This window comes from Ruegeria sp. YS9 (assembly GCF_024628725.1).
Classification (GTDB): Bacteria; Pseudomonadota; Alphaproteobacteria; order Rhodobacterales; family Rhodobacteraceae; genus Ruegeria; species Ruegeria atlantica_C.
Window position 1 is genome coordinate 1,750,109 of the sequence record NZ_CP102409.1, and the last position, 17,159, is coordinate 1,767,267.

21 protein-coding genes are annotated in these 17,159 nt (G+C 60.4%); 9 read left to right on the forward strand and 12 right to left on the reverse strand.

All coding sequences use genetic code 11. The features are described from left to right. Positions 1 to 100: 100 nt before the first annotated feature. The 3 genes from NOR97_RS08885 to NOR97_RS08895 form a co-directional block, all read right to left on the reverse strand. Positions 101 to 979, reverse strand: a complete 879-nt coding sequence (locus tag NOR97_RS08885; RefSeq protein ID WP_257598869.1) for a DMT family transporter — start codon at positions 977 to 979, stop codon at positions 101 to 103. Positions 980 to 1,113: 134 nt separating this feature from the next. After that, complete coding sequence (locus NOR97_RS08890; RefSeq protein ID WP_170344032.1) at positions 1,114 to 1,527, reverse strand: Fur family transcriptional regulator; 414 nt, start codon at positions 1,525 to 1,527, stop codon at positions 1,114 to 1,116. A 65-nt stretch (positions 1,528 to 1,592) separates the two neighbouring features. After that, positions 1,593 to 2,315 (reverse strand): endonuclease/exonuclease/phosphatase family protein, encoded by a 723-nt coding sequence (locus tag NOR97_RS08895; protein WP_257598870.1) that lies wholly within the window; start codon positions 2,313 to 2,315, stop codon positions 1,593 to 1,595. A gap of 166 nt (positions 2,316 to 2,481) precedes the next feature. Between NOR97_RS08895 and NOR97_RS08900 the strand changes: the two genes are divergently transcribed. Further along, positions 2,482 to 3,435 carry a DMT family transporter gene (locus NOR97_RS08900; RefSeq protein WP_257598871.1) on the forward strand — a complete coding sequence of 318 codons (954 nt, stop codon included), beginning with the start codon at positions 2,482 to 2,484 and terminating at the stop codon, positions 3,433 to 3,435. Between the two features lie 14 nt (positions 3,436 to 3,449). On the opposite strand, the gene NOR97_RS08905 is transcribed toward NOR97_RS08900, so the two are convergent. After that, on the reverse strand, positions 3,450 to 4,868 hold the full coding sequence (locus NOR97_RS08905) for a YdiU family protein (RefSeq protein WP_257600853.1): 1,419 nt from the start codon (positions 4,866 to 4,868) through the stop codon (positions 3,450 to 3,452). An 85-nt stretch (positions 4,869 to 4,953) separates the two neighbouring features. Here NOR97_RS08905 and NOR97_RS08910 point away from each other — a divergent pair, with 85 nt between their 5' ends. Both NOR97_RS08910 and NOR97_RS08915 read left to right on the forward strand, forming a co-directional pair. Further along, complete coding sequence (locus NOR97_RS08910; protein ID WP_257598872.1) at positions 4,954 to 5,373, forward strand: cupin domain-containing protein; 420 nt, start codon at positions 4,954 to 4,956, stop codon at positions 5,371 to 5,373. Positions 5,374 to 5,470: 97 nt separating this feature from the next. Beyond that, positions 5,471 to 6,238, forward strand: a complete 768-nt coding sequence (locus tag NOR97_RS08915; protein ID WP_257598873.1) for an extensin family protein — start codon at positions 5,471 to 5,473, stop codon at positions 6,236 to 6,238. A gap of 17 nt (positions 6,239 to 6,255) precedes the next feature. On the opposite strand, the gene NOR97_RS08920 is transcribed toward NOR97_RS08915, so the two are convergent. The 3 genes from NOR97_RS08920 to NOR97_RS08930 all read right to left on the reverse strand — a co-directional run bounded on the left by NOR97_RS08920 (position 6,256) and on the right by NOR97_RS08930 (position 8,171). Then, on the reverse strand, positions 6,256 to 6,717 hold the full coding sequence (locus NOR97_RS08920; protein ID WP_170344027.1) for a hypothetical protein: 462 nt from the start codon (positions 6,715 to 6,717) through the stop codon (positions 6,256 to 6,258). Positions 6,718 to 6,727: 10 nt separating this feature from the next. Beyond that, positions 6,728 to 7,018 (reverse strand): hypothetical protein, encoded by a 291-nt coding sequence (locus tag NOR97_RS08925; RefSeq protein WP_257598874.1) that lies wholly within the window; start codon positions 7,016 to 7,018, stop codon positions 6,728 to 6,730. A 79-nt stretch (positions 7,019 to 7,097) separates the two neighbouring features. Next, on the reverse strand, positions 7,098 to 8,171 hold the full coding sequence (locus NOR97_RS08930; protein WP_374041619.1) for an anhydro-N-acetylmuramic acid kinase: 1,074 nt from the start codon (positions 8,169 to 8,171) through the stop codon (positions 7,098 to 7,100). A 305-nt stretch (positions 8,172 to 8,476) separates the two neighbouring features. Here NOR97_RS08930 and tyrS point away from each other — a divergent pair, with 305 nt between their 5' ends. After that, on the forward strand, positions 8,477 to 9,730 hold the full coding sequence (tyrS, locus tag NOR97_RS08935) for a tyrosine--tRNA ligase (RefSeq protein WP_257598876.1): 1,254 nt from the start codon (positions 8,477 to 8,479) through the stop codon (positions 9,728 to 9,730). A 78-nt stretch (positions 9,731 to 9,808) separates the two neighbouring features. On the opposite strand, the gene NOR97_RS08940 is transcribed toward tyrS, so the two are convergent. Then, the gene (locus NOR97_RS08940; protein ID WP_257598877.1) at positions 9,809 to 10,537 is read right to left on the reverse strand and encodes a hypothetical protein; all 729 of its coding nucleotides are present in this window, start codon (positions 10,535 to 10,537) and stop codon (positions 9,809 to 9,811) included. A 222-nt stretch (positions 10,538 to 10,759) separates the two neighbouring features. Here NOR97_RS08940 and NOR97_RS08945 point away from each other — a divergent pair, with 222 nt between their 5' ends. Continuing rightward, positions 10,760 to 11,515 carry a 3-hydroxyacyl-CoA dehydrogenase gene (locus NOR97_RS08945; protein WP_257598878.1) on the forward strand — a complete coding sequence of 252 codons (756 nt, stop codon included), beginning with the start codon at positions 10,760 to 10,762 and terminating at the stop codon, positions 11,513 to 11,515. A 10-nt stretch (positions 11,516 to 11,525) separates the two neighbouring features. Then, on the forward strand, positions 11,526 to 12,080 hold the full coding sequence (locus NOR97_RS08950) for a sugar O-acetyltransferase (RefSeq protein WP_257598879.1): 555 nt from the start codon (positions 11,526 to 11,528) through the stop codon (positions 12,078 to 12,080). On the opposite strand, the gene NOR97_RS08955 is transcribed toward NOR97_RS08950, so the two are convergent. Beyond that, on the reverse strand, positions 12,061 to 12,399 hold the full coding sequence (locus NOR97_RS08955; protein ID WP_170344020.1) for a helix-turn-helix domain-containing protein: 339 nt from the start codon (positions 12,397 to 12,399) through the stop codon (positions 12,061 to 12,063). The two genes, NOR97_RS08950 and NOR97_RS08955, sit on opposite strands and share 20 nt — an antisense overlap. A gap of 143 nt (positions 12,400 to 12,542) precedes the next feature. Here NOR97_RS08955 and NOR97_RS08960 point away from each other — a divergent pair, with 143 nt between their 5' ends. Then, positions 12,543 to 12,830 (forward strand): putative quinol monooxygenase, encoded by a 288-nt coding sequence (locus NOR97_RS08960; protein ID WP_257598880.1) that lies wholly within the window; start codon positions 12,543 to 12,545, stop codon positions 12,828 to 12,830. Positions 12,831 to 12,919: 89 nt separating this feature from the next. On the opposite strand, the gene NOR97_RS08965 is transcribed toward NOR97_RS08960, so the two are convergent. The 3 genes from NOR97_RS08965 to NOR97_RS08975 form a co-directional block, all read right to left on the reverse strand. Continuing rightward, positions 12,920 to 14,728, reverse strand: coding sequence for an ABC-F family ATP-binding cassette domain-containing protein (locus NOR97_RS08965; protein WP_257598881.1), 1,809 nt, complete (start codon positions 14,726 to 14,728; stop codon positions 12,920 to 12,922). A gap of 68 nt (positions 14,729 to 14,796) precedes the next feature. Next, positions 14,797 to 15,537, reverse strand: a complete 741-nt coding sequence (locus NOR97_RS08970) for a GNAT family N-acetyltransferase (RefSeq protein ID WP_170344018.1) — start codon at positions 15,535 to 15,537, stop codon at positions 14,797 to 14,799. Between the two features lie 99 nt (positions 15,538 to 15,636). Next, the gene (locus tag NOR97_RS08975; RefSeq protein ID WP_170344017.1) at positions 15,637 to 16,110 is read right to left on the reverse strand and encodes an outer membrane protein assembly factor BamE; all 474 of its coding nucleotides are present in this window, start codon (positions 16,108 to 16,110) and stop codon (positions 15,637 to 15,639) included. An 85-nt stretch (positions 16,111 to 16,195) separates the two neighbouring features. Between NOR97_RS08975 and NOR97_RS08980 the strand changes: the two genes are divergently transcribed. Both NOR97_RS08980 and rpmF read left to right on the forward strand, forming a co-directional pair. Beyond that, positions 16,196 to 16,732: a DUF177 domain-containing protein gene (locus NOR97_RS08980; protein WP_170344016.1), complete on the forward strand. Its 537-nt coding sequence runs from the start codon at positions 16,196 to 16,198 to the stop codon at positions 16,730 to 16,732. A 205-nt stretch (positions 16,733 to 16,937) separates the two neighbouring features. After that, positions 16,938 to 17,144, forward strand: a complete 207-nt coding sequence (gene rpmF / locus NOR97_RS08985; RefSeq protein ID WP_008756996.1) for a 50S ribosomal protein L32 — start codon at positions 16,938 to 16,940, stop codon at positions 17,142 to 17,144. Positions 17,145 to 17,159 lie beyond the last annotated feature (15 nt).

The following is a 17,159-nucleotide window of genomic DNA, read 5'->3' on the forward strand; positions in this document are numbered from 1 at the left end:
TCATAGCAGCAACCGGCCAAAAGTAAACCGCTTCCGTTAACGCTAACACGCATATTGCCGGACATTTAGGGCTAACAGTCCGCTGTTTGCGCCAACAGGGTCAGGCAGGGTCCAATTCGCGCGCCAGACGCCGTTCGCGGACAAAGGTATAAAGGCCCGAACCGATGATCAGGGTCGCCCCCGCCAGTGTCAGCACATCAGGACGTTCACCGAACACCAGCATTCCAGCGAGGATCGAAAACACCAGACGCGTGTACCGGAACGGCATCAGGGCCGAGGCTTCGCCCACTCTCATCGCAGTGACAATGCCGTAGTACCCCAGAACGCCAAATCCGATCGCCCCCGCATAAGGGCCCGTTTGACCAGCTTGAACCGGCACGAAGGATGCCCCGGGCATGACCATCAGAACCAGGCCGGCGACAGCAACCGCAATATAGGCCTGCATCGCAACAACGGATGAGGGCACGCGTGGGTCCAGCTTGCGGGTGATCAGATCGCGCGCGGCAATTGCGACCACGGACAACACCACAAACAGGGATTCCGGCCGAAAGCCCTCCATCCCCGGGCGGATGATCATCAGAACACCGACAAAGCCGACGCCGATCGCGCTCCAGCGGCGCCAGCCAACCTGCTCTCCAAGAAACAGGGCCGCCCCCATGGTGACGACCAGCGGCATGGCCTGAAACACGGCCGCCACGGTGGACAGGTCGATCAGCGACAACGCTGTCACGAACGCTACTGCACCAAAGCCTTCGGTCGCGGCGCGGATCAATGGCAGGGTTTTCCATGCCACGGGGTCAAGGATCCGTTTGCGCGTGACCACTGACATCGTGGCAAACACGAGTCCGCAGAACACGCCCAGAAGCACCATGATCTGCCCTGTCGGCACAGAGCCGGACAGGAGCTTGATGAACATGTCCTCAAGTGCAAAGGCCGCCATCGACCCGATGAGCAGCAGGATGCCGTTTACGTTGTTCATATGCGCGTCCACAGGAAAAGGGCATGTCAGGTGCCTGTACATGCACAACAACCTCAACCAACGGCATCTGGCAAGACAATTCCCGTCACGCCTGATGAATTAAAGTGAGGGGATCAATCGCGTTTCGTGATGGGTCAGTCCTTTTCCAGCGGGACGCCATACAGCTCCAACCGGTGCCCCTTCAGCTTGTACCCAAGCTTGGCGGCGATTCTTTCCTGCAAGGCTTCGATCTCGGGGTCGACGAATTCGATAACCTCTCCTGACTGCATGTCGATCAGGTGGTCGTGGTGATCGCGCTCGGCGTCCTCGTACCGGGCCCGTCCGTCCCCGAACTCGAGACGTTCCAGAATGCCTGCCTCTTCGAACAGTTTGACCGTGCGATAGACCGTTGCAATGGAAATGCCTTTGTCCACGGCGGAAGCCCGCGCATAGAGCTCCTCGACATCCGGGTGGTCGTCGCTCTGTTCCAGTACCTGCGCAATGACCCTTCGTTGACCGGTCATGCGCAGCCCCTTGGCTTCACAACGCCCAACAATCGTTTCCGACATGATGCCCCTCAGACTTGCTCGGATGTCTGTCTTAATATGTCTGCGCGCGTTTCGCTACAGGGATTTCACCTTTTGCGACCTTCTGATCTAGCGCGCGTCAGATCGGCCCAGACCGGCAGGTGATCAGATGCGATATGTGCCGGACGGGTGTCGTGAACACCGTGCGCCACGGCCTGTATTCCGCTGCCCAGCGCGATCCGATCCAGCGCACCCAAGGGCTGCGCGGCGGGAAAACTGGGTCTGGCGGGCAGAAACCGCATTTCGGGCGCCAGGTGATCCAGAACGGGCTGGCGTGACCATTCGTTGAAGTCGCCGGCCCAAACTGTCGGCATCTGGTCCATTTCCCAGTCATTCCGCCGAATGTGCAAAATCTGTTGCCGCCGTGACGCTGGCAAAAGCCCCAGATGCATACCCATCACGCGCAGTGGTCCGATATGGGTGTCGAACTCGACCCGAACGGCCCCGCGCGGCTCCAGCCCCGGCAGTTCGTGATGCCCTTTTCGGCGCACCGAGATGCCTTCGCCCCGCCAGATCACCGCGTTGCCGTGCCAGCCCAGACTGCCTGCGCCGCCCAGATCGACGATCTTCCACCCCGCCTCGTCCAACATGAAATGCGGCAATGCCGCCGGGCGGGGCGGCAGGCGTTTGTCGGCCTCCTGCAACACAACGATATCCGCTTTCGTGTTTTCGATGACCTGCAAAATGCGTTGCGGCTGACGCCGGAAATCCAGCCCGACGCATTTCTGAATGTTGTAGCTTGCGATACGCAGCGTGGACGAAGTTTGCATGAGGCCATGACCAAGTGAATTGGCCCTAAAGTGCCATGCCTGACGCGAGGCGCAACCCCTCAGCTCGGTTTCCTGCCTCGGCAATTCCAATACGACACACGCCCCCGGCAATCTGCCTGTTGTTTCGCCGAATGAACCCTGCTTCGCGTCAAAGCAAAGGTTCCGCTTGATCCCCGGCCCCGCAACCCTCTATCCCGATCCGGTGACGACATCGAAGCGCAGCGAAAGCGAGGCCAAGATGAGCCTGAGTCAACCCGACAACAGCACCCAGGCCAGTATCATACTGGTGATGGGCGGCGCGCTGTGGGGCCTTTACTGGATTCCGGTGCGGTTTTTCTTCGATCAGGGCCTGACAGGCCCATGGTCCGGGATCGTCATGTACTGCGCGGCCCTGATTGCGTTGATCCCCTTTATCTGGGCCGACAGGCACATGCTGGCCCGGCGGTGGCGTGATCTGATGCTCAGCGGTATGTTCACAGGGGCTGCATTCAGCCTGTATTCAATCAGTCTTGTCTACACCGACGTCGTCCGCTCGATCCTGCTGTTCTATCTCACTCCGATCTGGGGCACGCTTCTGGGCGTCCTGTTTCTTGGAGAACGCCTGAGCCTGATGCGCCTTGCGGGCCTGATCTGCGGGCTTGGCGGACTGTTTGTCGTGCTTGGAGGCGCCGGGTTTGTGCCATGGCCGCAAAACCTGGGCGACTGGCTGGCGCTGGCGTCGGGCATATGCTGGGCACTGGGCACACTGGGCCTATACAAGACTGGCAGCATGACCATCTCGGGTCAGGTCTTTGCCTTTGTCCTTGGTGCGCTTTTGCTGTCGCTTGTCAGCCTGTCGGCGCTTGGGGGCCAGGCGCTGCCGAACGTCACAAGCGAAAACGCGATCCGCATCGCGGGATATGCATTGCTGTCGGCCTTTTATGTCCTGCCCATGATCTACATGACCATCTGGCCGGCAACCAAGCTGTCCCCCGCAAAGGTCGGCCTGCTGTTGATGAGCGAGGTTGTCGTCGGCATCGCCTCGGCCGCGGCGCTGTCCGGCGAACCATTTGGCCTGCGGGAGTTTCTGGGCGCCACCCTGATCGTCAGCGCCGCGGTATTGGAAATCCTGCGAAAATAGACGCGGTCTGCGCGTCACGTCCCGCAAAACGTCGCGTGGACCACCTCGTTTTCGGCCGGAGGACGCCTCAGGTCTTCCGCATCACCCTGATCTTCGTAAGGCCGCGCCAGAACGGCGTTCAACCGGTCGAACGGTGCGTAATCGCCCTGCACTGCCGCCTGGATCATCTGTTCGATCCGGTGATTGCGCGGAATGAATGCGGGGTTTGCGGCGGTCAACACGTCCAGCGGCGCTGCTTCGCGCGCCAAACGTGCGCGCCAACCCGCTTCCCAAGTGTCAAACGCTTCCGGAGCAAGGAACTGATCCCGCGCCATGCCACCGCCCAGCGCCCGGAAGGTATTGGTGAAATCCGCCTGCCCCTTGGCCATACGCTTCAGAAGGTCGGTGATCAGTTCCTGATCGCCCTCGTCCGCGGTTGCCAGTCCGATCTTCGCCCGGAACCGGGACAACCAATTCTGTTGCAGCAGGTCCGGCATCACGTGGACAATCTCGGTCGCCTCTTCCACGGCAGACTCTTTGTCGTCCATCTGCTGGATCAAGGACGTTGCCAACTGCGCGAGGTTCCACACCGCGATATCGGGCTGGTTCGAATAGGCATAACGACCCATCCGGTCGATCGAGCTGTAGACGGTGTTGGGGTGATACGTATCCATGAACGCACATGGGCCGTAATCAATGGTCTCGCCCGCGATCGAGCAGTTGTCGGTATTCATCACCCCATGGATGAACCCCACGCTCATCCATTGTGCAATCAAACCGGCCTGCGCATCGCGCACCGAACGCAACAGGCCCATCGGCCCTTCTGCATTGGGATAATGCCGCGCGATGGCATAGTCCGTCAGGCGCTTCAGGCTGTCCATCTGCCCACGCGCTGCAAAAACCTGAAAGGTCCCCACCCGCAGATGGCTGGATGCAACCCGGGTCAGGACCGCTCCGGGCATCGGACCTTCGCGAAAGACGGTCTCGCCGGTTTCCACGGCTGCCAAGGCACGTGTGGTCGGAATGCCCAGCGCATGCATCGCCTCGGATACCACATATTCCCGCAGCACCGGCCCCAGCCAGGCCCGGCCATCGCCCCGGCGGGAAAACGGCGTAGGGCCCGAACCTTTCAGCTGGATGTCCCGGCGCACCCCGTCCGTTCCGACAGTCTCGCCCAGCAGCACCGCACGCCCATCGCCCAGTTGCGGGTTGTACTGCCCGAACTGATGCCCGGAATAAAGCTGAGCGATGGGCTCGGCACCTTCGGGAATACTGTTTCCCGCAAAGGCTTCGGCCATGTCCTCGACGTCTCCGGGCGAAATCCGCAGCAACTTGGCCAGATCATCGTTGAACGCAATCATCCTTGGCGCGCGCACGGGAATCGGTGACTGCCGCGCAAAGAACGCATCCGGCAGTCGGGCATAGGAGTTATCGAAGGGGATTTTCAGGGTCATGTCGTAAACATATCCCTCGGACGCATGAATACCATAGCGGATCACGCCTGCCCGTGCATAATCGCACCCAAACACGAGGGACCACATGACTGCACAAGAGGTTATCGACCGCCTGAACCTACAACGGCATCCCGAAGGGGGTTGGTACGCCGAGACATGGCGCGCTGAAAACGAAGGTCGCCCCACCGGCACCTGCATCTACTTCCTGTTGCAGGCAGGCGAAAGCAGCCACTGGCACCGCGTCGATGCGACCGAGATCTGGCTGTACCACGCAGGCGCGCCACTGATCCTGTCACTGAGCGCGACGGATGGAGGCCCCGCCACAGATCATGTGCTGACACCCGATCTGTCGCAGGGTGCCCCGCAGTTGATCGTCCCGGAAGGCCATTGGCAAGCCGCCCGCAGCACGGGTGATTACACGCTGGTCAGTTGCACGGTCTCGCCCGGTTTCCAGTTCGAAGGGTTCGAACTGGCCGCGCCGGGCTTCGATATCCCCAAGGCATGACCGCTCACAAAACGATCTCTGAAAAGGCGAGTTTACAGACAGTTTCCCATTGATCATTCTGTACACACAGCCACAGGCGACGGAGTAACGAGTGAGAATGAAGCAGGCCCTGCTGACTGTCTTGTTCTTGTGTCAAAGCGCAGCATTCGCCAGCGCAGAGCCCGCTTGTGCCGAGGCCCGTCTTGCATCCGATCCGACTGCGCCAGAGCTGACCTGGGATGAACCGGCTGAAGATGCTGACCCGATCGTGACAGTCGAACCTGCGGTGCTGGTCTCCAGGCGCCCTGCCCTGCGGCCGTGCAAGTTCCGGCAATTCGAAGTGGGTCGTGAACGAATGCAGGCGCGGGGCGCCGTGTGTGGTGACTGGACCATTCTGGGCGAAACACGCAAGCCCGTCGCCGGAAAGGCCCGCGGATGCGGGATCACGAACCCGGTTCGGGTTTACAGGATCTCTGACATCGCACTCAGCCAATTCTCATTGATGGATTGCCAGACAGCGGTCACGCTGAAAACGTGGATCGAAAACACGGCCAAGCCAGCCTTTGCCGATATGGGCGGCGGGCTGAAGGGGATGCGGATCGTTGGCCACTATGCCTGCAAGACCCAGAACAACCAGCCGCGAGCACGCATCTCGGAACATGCGCGCGGAAAGGCGATCGACATATCGACCTTCGTTCTAAAGGACGGAACACAGATCACGGTCCGGGACGGGTGGAACGACGCGCAAGGCGCTGTATTGCGAAAGTTGCACGATGGCGCCTGCGGCGTGTTCGGAACCGTGCTGGGCCCGGACGCCGACCGTTATCACGTCGGGCATTTCCATTTTGACACAGCCCGCCGCAAGGGCGCTCCGGTGTGTCGATGAACCTTCGGGTTGCGCCTCTATTTGTCGCTTCGGCTTTTGATCAACACATTGATCAGAGGCACCAGCAGCGTCGCGGCCGATCCCAAAGGGTTCGATCCAATGCTCTTGACCGCCTGCACGACCTCTTTGGCCTCTGCGGTCATCTCCTCCAATTCGTCTTCAATATCCGCTATGGCCATATCGCGCACCTCGACGGCCGGGGCGACTTCGTCGTCGATATTGCGGCGCCTTGCAATCAGCACCATAAGCCCTGCGAATAGAAGGTTTCCAAAGGCCAACAGCGCCGCCGCCGAGGCTGGTGACATCGAGCTTTGAAGTGCCAAGAACAAGGAAACATTCAAAAGCACCACCGCCGACAATGCCGCGATGCCCGCAATGCCCATCAGTATGGTCTGTTGCTGAACCACTCCAAGGCGGCGGCGTGCAATCAGACGTTCGGTCCGATAAATCGTAACCAGATTTTTGCTCAGTCTGCTCATAAGCCGCCTCCTAACCCTGCGCGCGCCCGACGACGTACCCCAGCGAAAACGCAATCAGCAACGCCGTGATCGGATAGTCTTTCTGCAACCGACCGAACTCCTCGACAACGTCATGTCCCAAGGACTGAACCTGGCTCAGGTCGATTCCGTGGTCTTCCAGCAGCTTCCGGATTTCATCCGACGATTTGGTGCCTTCAGGTGGATCTTCGGAACCCGCTTCCTTTTCGGCCTGCGCCTCCAACGTCGCATTCCGCTTCCGCAACTTCTCCAACTCGGCCTCGAGCTCTGCCTTGGTCGCCATACTGCCTTGCCCCTGATCCATCGGTCCGGGGCAATCGTCGCACAAAGAGTTGTTTTTTTGAACTGTTTTCCGGATCGCGCTATCCGACCGGGTCCATGGACACCGTACTGACGACCCCGCCACCGACAAGCGCCTGAACACCCGTGGTTCCGGGGCAAGAGGTCGGCAACCCCCGCGCGACGCGCACCGCCAGATAGGCAAACGCCTGCGCCTCAAGCATGTCGCCGTCCAGCCCCACCGCCTCAACCGTTTCGACCGGGCAATCCAGCGACACGCGCAACATCTCCATCAGCACCGGGTTGCGCCTGCCGCCCCCTGTGACCAACACACAGGACGGGGGTTTCGGACAGTGCTCCATCCCCTGCACCACAGCTGCGGCGCACATACCGGTCAGAGTGGCCACCGCGTCAGCGTCATTGAGTTCCTTGACCAGACCGATCATTTCAGAAAAATCGTTCCGGTCCAAAGACTTCGGAGGCATGCGGGAAAAATACGGCTCGGCCAGAAACAGCTCCAGCGCGCCCATTTCCACCGTTCCATCGCGCGCAAGCGCCCCGTCCCGATCCATGGGAAGCCCCAAACGGGCCTGCATCAGATCATCGACCGGCGCATTGGCCGGGCCTGTATCAAAGGCCAGCAGCGCACCGGGCGCTTCGGGGCCTTCGAACGTCGGGTCCACATAGGTCAGGTTGCCGACCCCACCCAGGTTCAGGAAACACAGTGGCCGGTCCGCACCGAACCATTTGGCACAGGCAAAGTGAAAGAATGGCGCAAGCGGAGCCCCCTCGCCCCCCATCGCCACATCATCGCTGCGGAAATCCCAGACCACCGGACGCCCGAGCGCCTGCGCCAGCCCCAGCCCGTCACCGACCTGAAACGTACCGCGCCCGCGCGGCTCATGCGCCAGCGTCTGTCCGTGAAAGCCGATCAGATCCACATCCTCGAACTCGGACAGAGCTTCGGCATGGGCAATTGTCACCATCTCTGCCGCCGCATCGACCTGGGGTCCGTGCCACTGCCCCAGTGCTGCCCGCAACACGTCGCGTTCCGCATCCGAATAGGCGCGGTATCCGCTTTCCCCAAACCCGTAAATCGAATGCCCGTCGGTTTCCACCACTGCGGCATCAACCCCGTCCATCGATGTGCCGGACATTGCGCCCAAGGCCCGGAGCTTTCCGTGTTTCGCGATGGTCTGGCCCAAGCCTGCCTCCTGAATTGGCTGTGTCTTTCGCCGCGTCCGGGTCCGGGATTTCACCTTTGGGTTGCAGCCCGGTCAACGTGCCTTCTGTTGGGGCGCAAAGGCAAGCGTTCCGGACCGGCCCGGCAATTTTTTTCTCAGGGCGCGTGTCTGGATCGACACCCTAGACCACACCCCGCCCCCGAGGTGAAAAGGTGGCTTTTCCTCCCACGCGCTGCCGCCTATACAGTGCCCCGCAACATTAACCCAAAGGGCACGATATGACCTACCACCCCAAATCGGATTTCATCGCCACGATGATCGAGCGCGGCTTTCTCGCCGACTGCACCGATTATCAGGGCCTTGACGACGCGCTGATCAGTGGGTGCAAACCGGCCTATATCGGCTTTGATGCCACGGCCAAGTCGTTGCATGTGGGCAGCCTGATCCAGATCATGATGCTGCGCTGGTTCCAGAAAACCGGCCACCAGCCGATCACCCTGATGGGCGGCGGAACCACCAAGGTCGGCGACCCGTCATTCCGCTCGGATGAACGCCCGCTGCTTGGTCCCGAACAGATCGACGAAAACATCGCGGGCATCAAAAAGGTGTTCTCAGCCTATATCGACTATGACACAGAGGCCGAGAACAAAGCGTTGATGCTGAACAATGCCGAGTGGCTGGACGACCTGAACTACCTCGATTTCCTGCGCGACATCGGGCGTCATTTCTCGGTCAACCGGATGCTGAGCTTTGAATCCGTGAAATCCCGACTGGACCGTGAACAATCCCTGTCCTTTCTCGAATTCAACTACATGATCCTTCAGGCCTATGACTTCCTGGAGCTGAACCGCCGCTATGGCTGCTTGCTTCAGATGGGCGGCAGCGACCAGTGGGGCAATATCGTCAACGGGATCGACCTGACCCGCCGCGTGCTGGATCACGAGATCTACGGCCTGACCTCACCCCTGCTGACCACCAGCGACGGCAAAAAAATGGGTAAATCTCAGGACGGCGCGGTTTGGCTGAACGCAGACATGCGCTCGCCCTACGAGTTCTGGCAGTTCTGGCGCAACACGACCGACGCGGATGTCGGGCGGTTCCTGAAGCTTTACACCGAAATGCCGGTGGACGAATGCGATCGTCTGGGCGCGCTGCAAGGATCCGAGATCAACGAAGCCAAGATCCGTCTTGCCAACGAGGTGACAACTCTGGCCCATGGTGCGCAGGCCGCGGCGAACGCCGAAGCCACCGCGCGCGAAGTGTTCGAAAAGGGGGGCGTGGGCGGGGATCTTCCGACCCTGACCCTCAGCGAGGCCGAACTGGGTGACGGCATGTCCATCGTGCAGATCATCGTGAAATCGGGTCTGGCCAAATCCGGCAAAGAGGCCAAGCGCCTGATCGCCGAAAACGGTGCCAAGCTGGACGACGCGCCGCTGACCGATGCCGGGCTGATGATCGACGCTAGTGCATTGTCCTCGCCCATCAAGCTGAGCGCCGGCAAAAAGCGTCACGCGCTGGTTCAACTGGGTTAACCCAGCAAGGCTGACGCCCGCAAAATGGAAACGGCCACCCAATCGAGTGGCCGTTTTGTTTTCGAAAAGGAACGCTTGTCAGCGTTTTTTTCCACCGCCGCGACCGGGCCGGTCGCCTCTTTCATCATCGTTGGCGTTGTTTCCGCGGCCCGGGCTGCTGCCCTCGCCGCCATTGCCGTGGCCGTTGTTGCCCTTGCCACCGCCTTTACCTTTGCCGCCTTTGCCTTTTCCGCCTTTGCCTTCACCACCGCCGGACTCACCGCCGCCGCCGCCACCGGACTCACCGCCGCCACCGGATTCGCCACCGCCGCCACCGGTTTCACCTCCGCCGCCACCGGACTCACCGCCGCCGCCACCGGATTCACCGCCGCCGCCACCGGATTCACCGCCGCCACCGCCGGATTCGCCACCGCCACCGCCGGATTCACCTCCGCCACCGGGTGCGCTACCAGCATCGGCAAATCCAGACCCACCGGGTTCAGAGCCGCGGCTTTCACCCCGATTTTCCGCCGAACCAGACAGGCTTGCCGTCGGCAAATCCGTCAGCAACGCGGCCAGCCCCGGGCATTGCGCCCCGGTCACAGTCAATGTTGTTTCAAAGTCGGACCGCTTTTGAAGCCTGTCCAGAAAACTCGGGGTTACCTGCACACAGTCGCACAACCCGGAATAGTCCCCCGCGTTGGCAAGATTTCGGGCCGTTTTCCAGTTGCAGGTTTCCGGTGCGGCGGCAGCACTGCCGATCATCACCATTCCAAAAACAGGGGCAGCAATAACTGCGCCCAGCACGTGTTTCGTACTCTTTACCATAACAGATCCTCCTGGTGAAAAAACACACGACGGCTCAGAGTTCTTCGTTCACGAACAGGCGCGTTTTCGTGAAGTTGGGATTAAGATGTCTTGAGGATCTGCCAGCGCATCGGGGCGAATGATCTGGTCCGCCGACCAAGATCCCTCTTTCTCTAATATATGGACACTGGCCCCAAAATGCAGTTATTGAACAACTGTTCATATCCATGGGAGGAGATCACCATGCACCTGTCCACCACTGCCGCCCTCATCACCGGCGGCGCGTCCGGTCTGGGCGAAGCCACGGCACGCCACTTCGCCTCGGAAGGCGCACAGGTCACCATTCTGGATCGCGATGCGGATCGCGGCGCGCAGGTCGCCGCCGAGATTGGCGGTCATTTCGCGCAGACGGATGTGACCGACGAAGAGTCGGTGGCCGCTGCTGTGCGCCACGGCATGGACAAGATGGGCAAGATCACGGCCACGGTGAATTGCGCCGGTATCGCCTATGGTATCAAGACTGTCGGCAAGGATGGCCCCCACCCTTTGGATGCGTTCCAGCGCACGATCGACATCAATCTGGTTGGCACCTTCAACGTGTCCCGGCTGGCCGCTGCCGAGATGGCAAAGAATGACCCCGAACCAGATGGGGCACGTGGGGTGATCATCAACACCGCCTCGATCGCTGCGTTTGACGGGCAAAAGGGTCAGGCGGCCTATGCGGCCTCGAAAGGCGGCGTCGTGGGCATGACGCTGCCGATGGCCCGCGACCTGGCCTCGACCGGCATTCGGGTCATGACCATCGCGCCGGGCATTTTCATGACCCCGATGCTGGCGGGCCTGCCCGAAGAAGTGCAACAACAGCTTGCCGCCGACGTCCCGAACCCTGCCCGCCTTGGCGATCCGCATGAATACGGACGACTGGCCGGCTTCATCGTCGAGATGGGCTATCTGAACGGTGAGGTCATCCGCATCGACGGTGCCCTGCGGATGCGCTAGACCGGGGCTCATGACCGAGCGACAGAAAATGGAAGCGGGCGAGTGGTATTGCTGCCTTGACCCGGAACTGGATGCGCTTCGCGCCGAAGCGCGTCGTGCCGTTCATGCCCATAACACATGCCCGCCGGATGAACGTGGGGCCATCGCGCCTGAACTGGCAGCGCTGTTTGCAGGTGTTGGTGAGGATTGCTTTCTTGAGGCCCCATTTCACTGTGCCTACGGAATAAACCTGTCTTTGGGGGATCGCGTGTTTTTCAACGCAGGCTGCGTCGTGCTCGACACCGCGCCGGTGACGATTGGCAACGACACGATGCTTGGACCTGCGGTGCAGATCTATTGCGCCGAACACGCGAAAGACCCGGCCTTGCGCGCTCGGGGCCTTGAAACCGCCCACCCTGTCAGGATCGGCGAAAACGTCTGGATCGGCGGGGCCGCGATCATCATGCCGGGCGTTGCGATCGGCGACAACGCCATCATCGGAGCCGGTAGTGTGGTGACAAAAGACGTTCCGGTCGGCGAGACAGTCGTCGGAAACCCCGCCCGGCCTATCCGGCCCCGCCCATAACCCTGTTCTGTCCCCAGTCCGCCAGGGCCTCAATCACCGGGCGCAGCGCCAGCCCCTTTTCGGTCAGACTGTACTCTACCCTGGGCGGCACCTCGGCATAGACTTTGCGGTTCACGATTCCATCTGCCTCAAGTTCGCGCAGTTGCTTGGTCAGGCTGCGCTGAGTAACCGTACCCAACGCCCGGGACAACTCGTTGAATCGCATCGTGCCCCCAAGGAGGTGATAAATCACCAGCCCCTTCCACTTGCCCGATATCTGCTCCAGACCGGCCTCAACCGGGCAGCCTCCGCTGCAATCATATCTTTCAAACCGATCCACCCCGACCTCCTGCGTCTTTCAGTATACAAATGGTACCTATCTGCGTGAATGGTACCTATATGCATGAATAGTGCGTACTTGCGAGTTTTGCTGGTGTGTCACATATCCCGGTTCATCGCAACTGAACCCTTTGAGGAGACACCATGGCCTTGACCATTCTCGCCCAAATCACCGCCCATCCGGGCAAGGAAGATCTTGTCCACGCCGAGCTGGAAAAGCTCATCCCCATCACCCGTGCCGAACAAGGTTGCATCCAATACGACCTGCATGTGGACACAACCAACCCCGGTGTTTTCGCGTTCTATGAAAACTGGGAAAGTCGCGAACTGTGGCAGACGCATATGAACGCGCCTCATCTCGCGGCTTACATGGAGGCAACCGACGGCGCTGTGGCTGAATTTACGCTGAACGAAATGACACGGATCGGCTGATCAAGGTTTTGCAAAACCGGGGCAGTTACAGGGCTCCGGTTTCGTGCAACTCATACAATGCCGTCCATTTGGGGCCGCGCAGTTTGCGGTTACCCTGCTTCGGCCTTTTCTTCCAGGGTCAGCCACTCCTCTTCAACCGCCGACAGTTTCTCCTGCCGTTCCACCAGCGCCTCGGTCGCTTTCTGGAACTTGACCGGTTCGCGAGTGAACAATTCGGGATCCGACATCAGCTCTTCCAGCTTTGCGATCTCGGCCTCGAGGCGCGCGATCTCGGCTGGCAGCTTTTGAAGCCGGTGTTTTTCCGAGAATGACAGACCGGGTTTCTGCTGCGTCTCCTGCTTTGCTTTTGGCTTCGAAGCTTTTGCTTTTTCTTCTTTTTTAGCGACCACTTCCCCACGCTGCGCAATATAATCCGACCAGCCGCCGGCATAAACGGTCGCCCGCCCGTTGCCTTCCATCGCGATGGTCGTCGTTGCAACACGGTCCAGAAAATCCCGGTCGTGGCTGACCAGCAGAACCGTACCGTCGAAGTCGTCAAGCAGCTCCTGCAACAGGTCCAGCGTTTCGACATCCAGATTGTTGGTCGGTTCGTCCAACACCAGAAGGTTCGAAGGTTTCGCCATCAACTTGGCCAGCAGCAACCGGGCCTTTTCGCCACCCGACAAGGATTTGACAGCCGCTCTTGCCTGCCGCTCGTCGAACAGGAATTCCTTGAGATATCCCACGACATGTTTGGGCTGCCCGCCAACCATCACCTGATCGGCCTTGCCGGAAACCCGCATATCCGGGTCGCCGGTCAGGCTGTCCCACAAGCTCATCTCGGGGTCCAGTTGCGCACGGGTCTGATCGAACACCGCGACCTCAAGATTGGTACCCAGCGACACCGAACCTTCGTCCGGCTCCACCTGCCCCAGAAGCATCTTCAGCAAGGTCGTCTTGCCGACCCCGTTCGGCCCGACAAAGGCCACACGATCACCGCGCTGCACCAGCAGATCAAAATTCCGAACGATCTGCTTGTCACCGAACCCTTTGGCCAGACCTTTGGCCTCGATCACCTTGCGGCCTGATTTTGGCCCCGCCTCCAGCGTCATCGCAGCGGAACCCTGACGCTTGATCTGTGCCGCCTTTTCGGCCCGCAGCGCCTGTAGGGCCCGCACCCGGCCCTGATTGCGTTTGCGCCGTGCGCTGATACCCTCGACCGCCCATTTGGCCTCGGACTTGATCAGACGGTTCAGCTTGTGGCGCTGCTGATCTTCTTCTTCCCAGATCTTGTCCCGCCAGGCTTCGAACGCGCCAAAACCCTGTTCCTGCCTTCGGACCATTCCCCGATCAATCCACAGAGTCGCCCGCGTCAGTGCGCGCAAGAAGGCCCGGTCGTGCGAGATCAGCACAAAAGCCGCCCGTGTCGACCCAAGCTCGCGCTCCAGCCACGCGATGGCTTCGATATCCAGATGGTTGGTGGGTTCGTCCAGCAGCATCAGGTCCGGCGCCTCGGCCATCAGCTTGGCCAATGCCGCGCGCCGCCGCTCTCCACCCGAAGCCGTATCAACTGCGCGTGAAGGGTCGAATTTCAGCCCCTCGCCTGCCCGTTCAACCTTGTAGAGTTCGCCGGGCTCCAACCCGCTGGACGCATAGTCGCCCAGGGTGGCAAAGCCCTCCATCGTCGGGTCCTGCTCCATATAGCCCACGGATTTTCCGGGCGGCACGACAATTTCGCCGCGGTCGGCCTCGACCAGGCCAGCCATCACTTTCATCAGCGTGGATTTGCCCGACCCGTTGCGCCCAACCAGCGCCACGCGGTCACCGGGCTGCACCACCAGATCCAGTTCGGAAAACACCGGTTCGCCCCCGAAAGTCAGGGATATGCCGGACATCTGCAACAAAGGAATTCTCGCCATGCCCGCCAGCTAAACCGACGGCCACACTGCGTCAACGCCCTGTCTTCACCTTTTCGGAAATACTCATCTTAACCGGCCAATGCCCGCAGCAGGCGTTTTCGGGCCGGAGGAATCGCCCCGATTTCAAGCCCGGTGAACACATGCAACGTGTTCATGTGGCGATCCACAACGGCGTGATCACTCACCCAACCACCCATCATCAGATAGGTTCGCAACAGGGGCGGCATGCGCGACATTGCCTTTTTCGCGTCCGGTCGGCGCCGCAGACGTGCGGCAAAGCGGAACACGTCCGGAGCCTTGACCCGCGGCAACCACCGTTTCGGGGCCAGGTGGCGATGCTTGAGCATTGCAAAGGCATCAAGGTATCGCCCGGTTTCGGTCCCGGCAAAGGACGAACATCCAAACAGCATCTCGACATTGTGTTGATCGACATAGGACGTCATTGCCCCCCAGGCGACGCGCAGAATGTCGGGATCGTTCAGTTCCGGATGAACGCAAAACCTGCCCATCTCGACCATGCGGCCACTGAACCCCGCCAACGAGCTCAGGTCGTAGAACTGCGCTGAATAGCTGCGTCCGATTTCACCGCCGTGCTCCATTGTCAGCATTCGAAAGCAGCAGACCAGCCGCCCGGCGGATCGCATATCTTCAACCAGGACATGACTGCATTGCCCGTCAAAAGTGTCAATGTCCGGTTTCCGGGTGCCAAATGCCAATGTCCGCAGGTTTTGTGCGGCCCTGACATCCTCGGCCGAATCCGCCAGACGGGCGTTAAAGCGCCCTTTGCTCAACAAAACTGCCGTCGCCACGGTCGCGTCCTCCACGGGTGCCGACCCACGGGCGTCGGCACGACACCTTTAGCACAAGACATGTGACTGCCTTGTGACCATCGCAAGGTTCCGGCGCGATCAGTTGGCGCCAGGAATATTGGCCGGGTTGAAGTTGCCGATATTGCCCAACAGCTGCCGCAGGAAGCCTTTGTCCTGAACGTTGGAGTCGGTCACGCGGCGTTCCAGCGGAATCACGATGCCGTCTTCCAGGCCAAAACGCTCGATGTTTCTGACGACTCCACGCTGATCAAAGCTGATGGCGACCAGTTCGCGCGCCACCACCTCGGGCCGTTTCGGGCCGTAATGGCGCACCCGCGAGCGGACATAGTAATAGCCCGAATCCCGCACGACACCGGACGCACCCGGTGCGCCGATGGCCTCTTCCACACTGTCACGCGTATCCACGCCCACTTTGATTTCGGCCAGTTCCTCGGCCGGAGGCACATAGCCGTGATTCTTGTAGATCGGCGTACAGGCCCCGGCCGCAGCCAGACAGGCAACAAACACAAGCGATTTCGTCGCTGGTTTCAACCGGTTCAGTACCTTCAACATGCACACCCTCTTGCCTTGGCCTCTTGCGGCTTCTATCCGATTACAGAAACCGCTGCCACGGTTCAACACATAGAAAGGCTCACGAATGGGCAACGTTACATCATTTCGGGTGGCTGACCTGCCCCAGAACGCCCCGACACCCTTTGAACTGCGCCCCGCAAGCGCCGCATTGGATGAGATCAGGCAGGATCTGGGGCTGCTGGGGCTGCGCAAACTCAGCTTTTCCGGCGAGCTTCGCGCACAGGGCAAGCGTGACTGGGTTCTAAACGGCAAACTCGGCGCAACCGTGATCCAACCCTGCATCGTGACGCTCGAGCCGGTCACGACGCGGATCGACATCCCCGTGCATCGCACCTTTCTGGCCGATTGGACCGACCCGGATGAACCCGAGTTCGAAATTCCCCAGGATGACGAATCCGAACCTTTGGGCCCGGAAATCGACCCCGCATCGGTGATGATCGAGGCGCTGTCGCTGGCCCTGCCGCAATACCCGCGCAAGGAGGGTGCGGAACTGGGTCAGGCAGACTATACCGAACCCGGAAAACAGGCGATGACCGACGAAGACGCCAAACCTTTTGCCGGATTGGCGGGATTGCGCGATGCGCTCAAAAAAGACGAGTGACAGAGCGCAGATTTCCTGTCATAGCAGGCGGTCAGAAAAATCGCTTGAACATACCGAGAATCGCAGTATTTTCGCGCGCTCATCGGATTTTGGGTTGGACATTGCGGGGCCCGTCGCCTAAACGCGCGTCAAACCACGATAAACGAACTACGAAACCCGGGTCGGCAGCGAATCTGCGACCCCTAGTCAGACAAAGGTTGAGACCATGGCCGTCCAACAGAACAAAGTTTCCAAGTCGCGTCGCAACAACCGCCGCGCACACGACGCTCTGGTTGCTGCAAACCCGAACGAATGCCCGAACTGTGGCGAGCTGAAGCGCCCGCACCACGTTTGCGCATCCTGCGGCCACTATGATGATCGCGAAGTCGTCGCACAGGCCGACGAAATCGATCTGGACGAAGACGCAGCCTAAGCCTGATCGAGTGCA

Excerpts from the sequence above, each read along its gene's own strand:
- NOR97_RS08925 (WP_257598874.1), bottom strand. The coding sequence starts at position 7,018 with ATGGCGACCAAGGCAGAGCTCGAGGCCGAGTTGGAGAAGTTGCGGAAG.
- NOR97_RS08960 (WP_257598880.1), top strand. The coding sequence starts at position 12,543 with ATGGCCTTGACCATTCTCGCCCAAATCACCGCCCATCCGGGCAAGGAA.
- NOR97_RS08950 (WP_257598879.1), top strand. The coding sequence starts at position 11,526 with ATGACCGAGCGACAGAAAATGGAAGCGGGCGAGTGGTATTGCTGCCTT.
- NOR97_RS08930 (WP_374041619.1), bottom strand. The coding sequence starts at position 8,171 with ATGTCCGGCACATCGATGGACGGGGTTGATGCCGCAGTGGTGGAAACC.
- NOR97_RS08920 (WP_170344027.1), bottom strand. The coding sequence starts at position 6,717 with ATGAGCAGACTGAGCAAAAATCTGGTTACGATTTATCGGACCGAACGT.
- NOR97_RS08885 (WP_257598869.1), bottom strand. The coding sequence starts at position 979 with ATGAACAACGTAAACGGCATCCTGCTGCTCATCGGGTCGATGGCGGCC.
- NOR97_RS08980 (WP_170344016.1), top strand. The coding sequence starts at position 16,196 with ATGGGCAACGTTACATCATTTCGGGTGGCTGACCTGCCCCAGAACGCC.
- NOR97_RS08910 (WP_257598872.1), top strand. The coding sequence starts at position 4,954 with ATGACTGCACAAGAGGTTATCGACCGCCTGAACCTACAACGGCATCCC.
- NOR97_RS08895 (WP_257598870.1), bottom strand. The coding sequence starts at position 2,315 with ATGCAAACTTCGTCCACGCTGCGTATCGCAAGCTACAACATTCAGAAA.
- NOR97_RS08890 (WP_170344032.1), bottom strand. The coding sequence starts at position 1,527 with ATGTCGGAAACGATTGTTGGGCGTTGTGAAGCCAAGGGGCTGCGCATG.
- tyrS (WP_257598876.1), top strand. The coding sequence starts at position 8,477 with ATGACCTACCACCCCAAATCGGATTTCATCGCCACGATGATCGAGCGC.
- NOR97_RS08975 (WP_170344017.1), bottom strand. The coding sequence starts at position 16,110 with ATGTTGAAGGTACTGAACCGGTTGAAACCAGCGACGAAATCGCTTGTG.
- NOR97_RS08940 (WP_257598877.1), bottom strand. The coding sequence starts at position 10,537 with ATGGTAAAGAGTACGAAACACGTGCTGGGCGCAGTTATTGCTGCCCCT.
- NOR97_RS08945 (WP_257598878.1), top strand. The coding sequence starts at position 10,760 with ATGCACCTGTCCACCACTGCCGCCCTCATCACCGGCGGCGCGTCCGGT.
- NOR97_RS08965 (WP_257598881.1), bottom strand. The coding sequence starts at position 14,728 with ATGGCGAGAATTCCTTTGTTGCAGATGTCCGGCATATCCCTGACTTTC.
- NOR97_RS08905 (WP_257600853.1), bottom strand. The coding sequence starts at position 4,868 with ATGACCCTGAAAATCCCCTTCGATAACTCCTATGCCCGACTGCCGGAT.
- rpmF (WP_008756996.1), top strand. The coding sequence starts at position 16,938 with ATGGCCGTCCAACAGAACAAAGTTTCCAAGTCGCGTCGCAACAACCGC.
- NOR97_RS08915 (WP_257598873.1), top strand. The coding sequence starts at position 5,471 with ATGAAGCAGGCCCTGCTGACTGTCTTGTTCTTGTGTCAAAGCGCAGCA.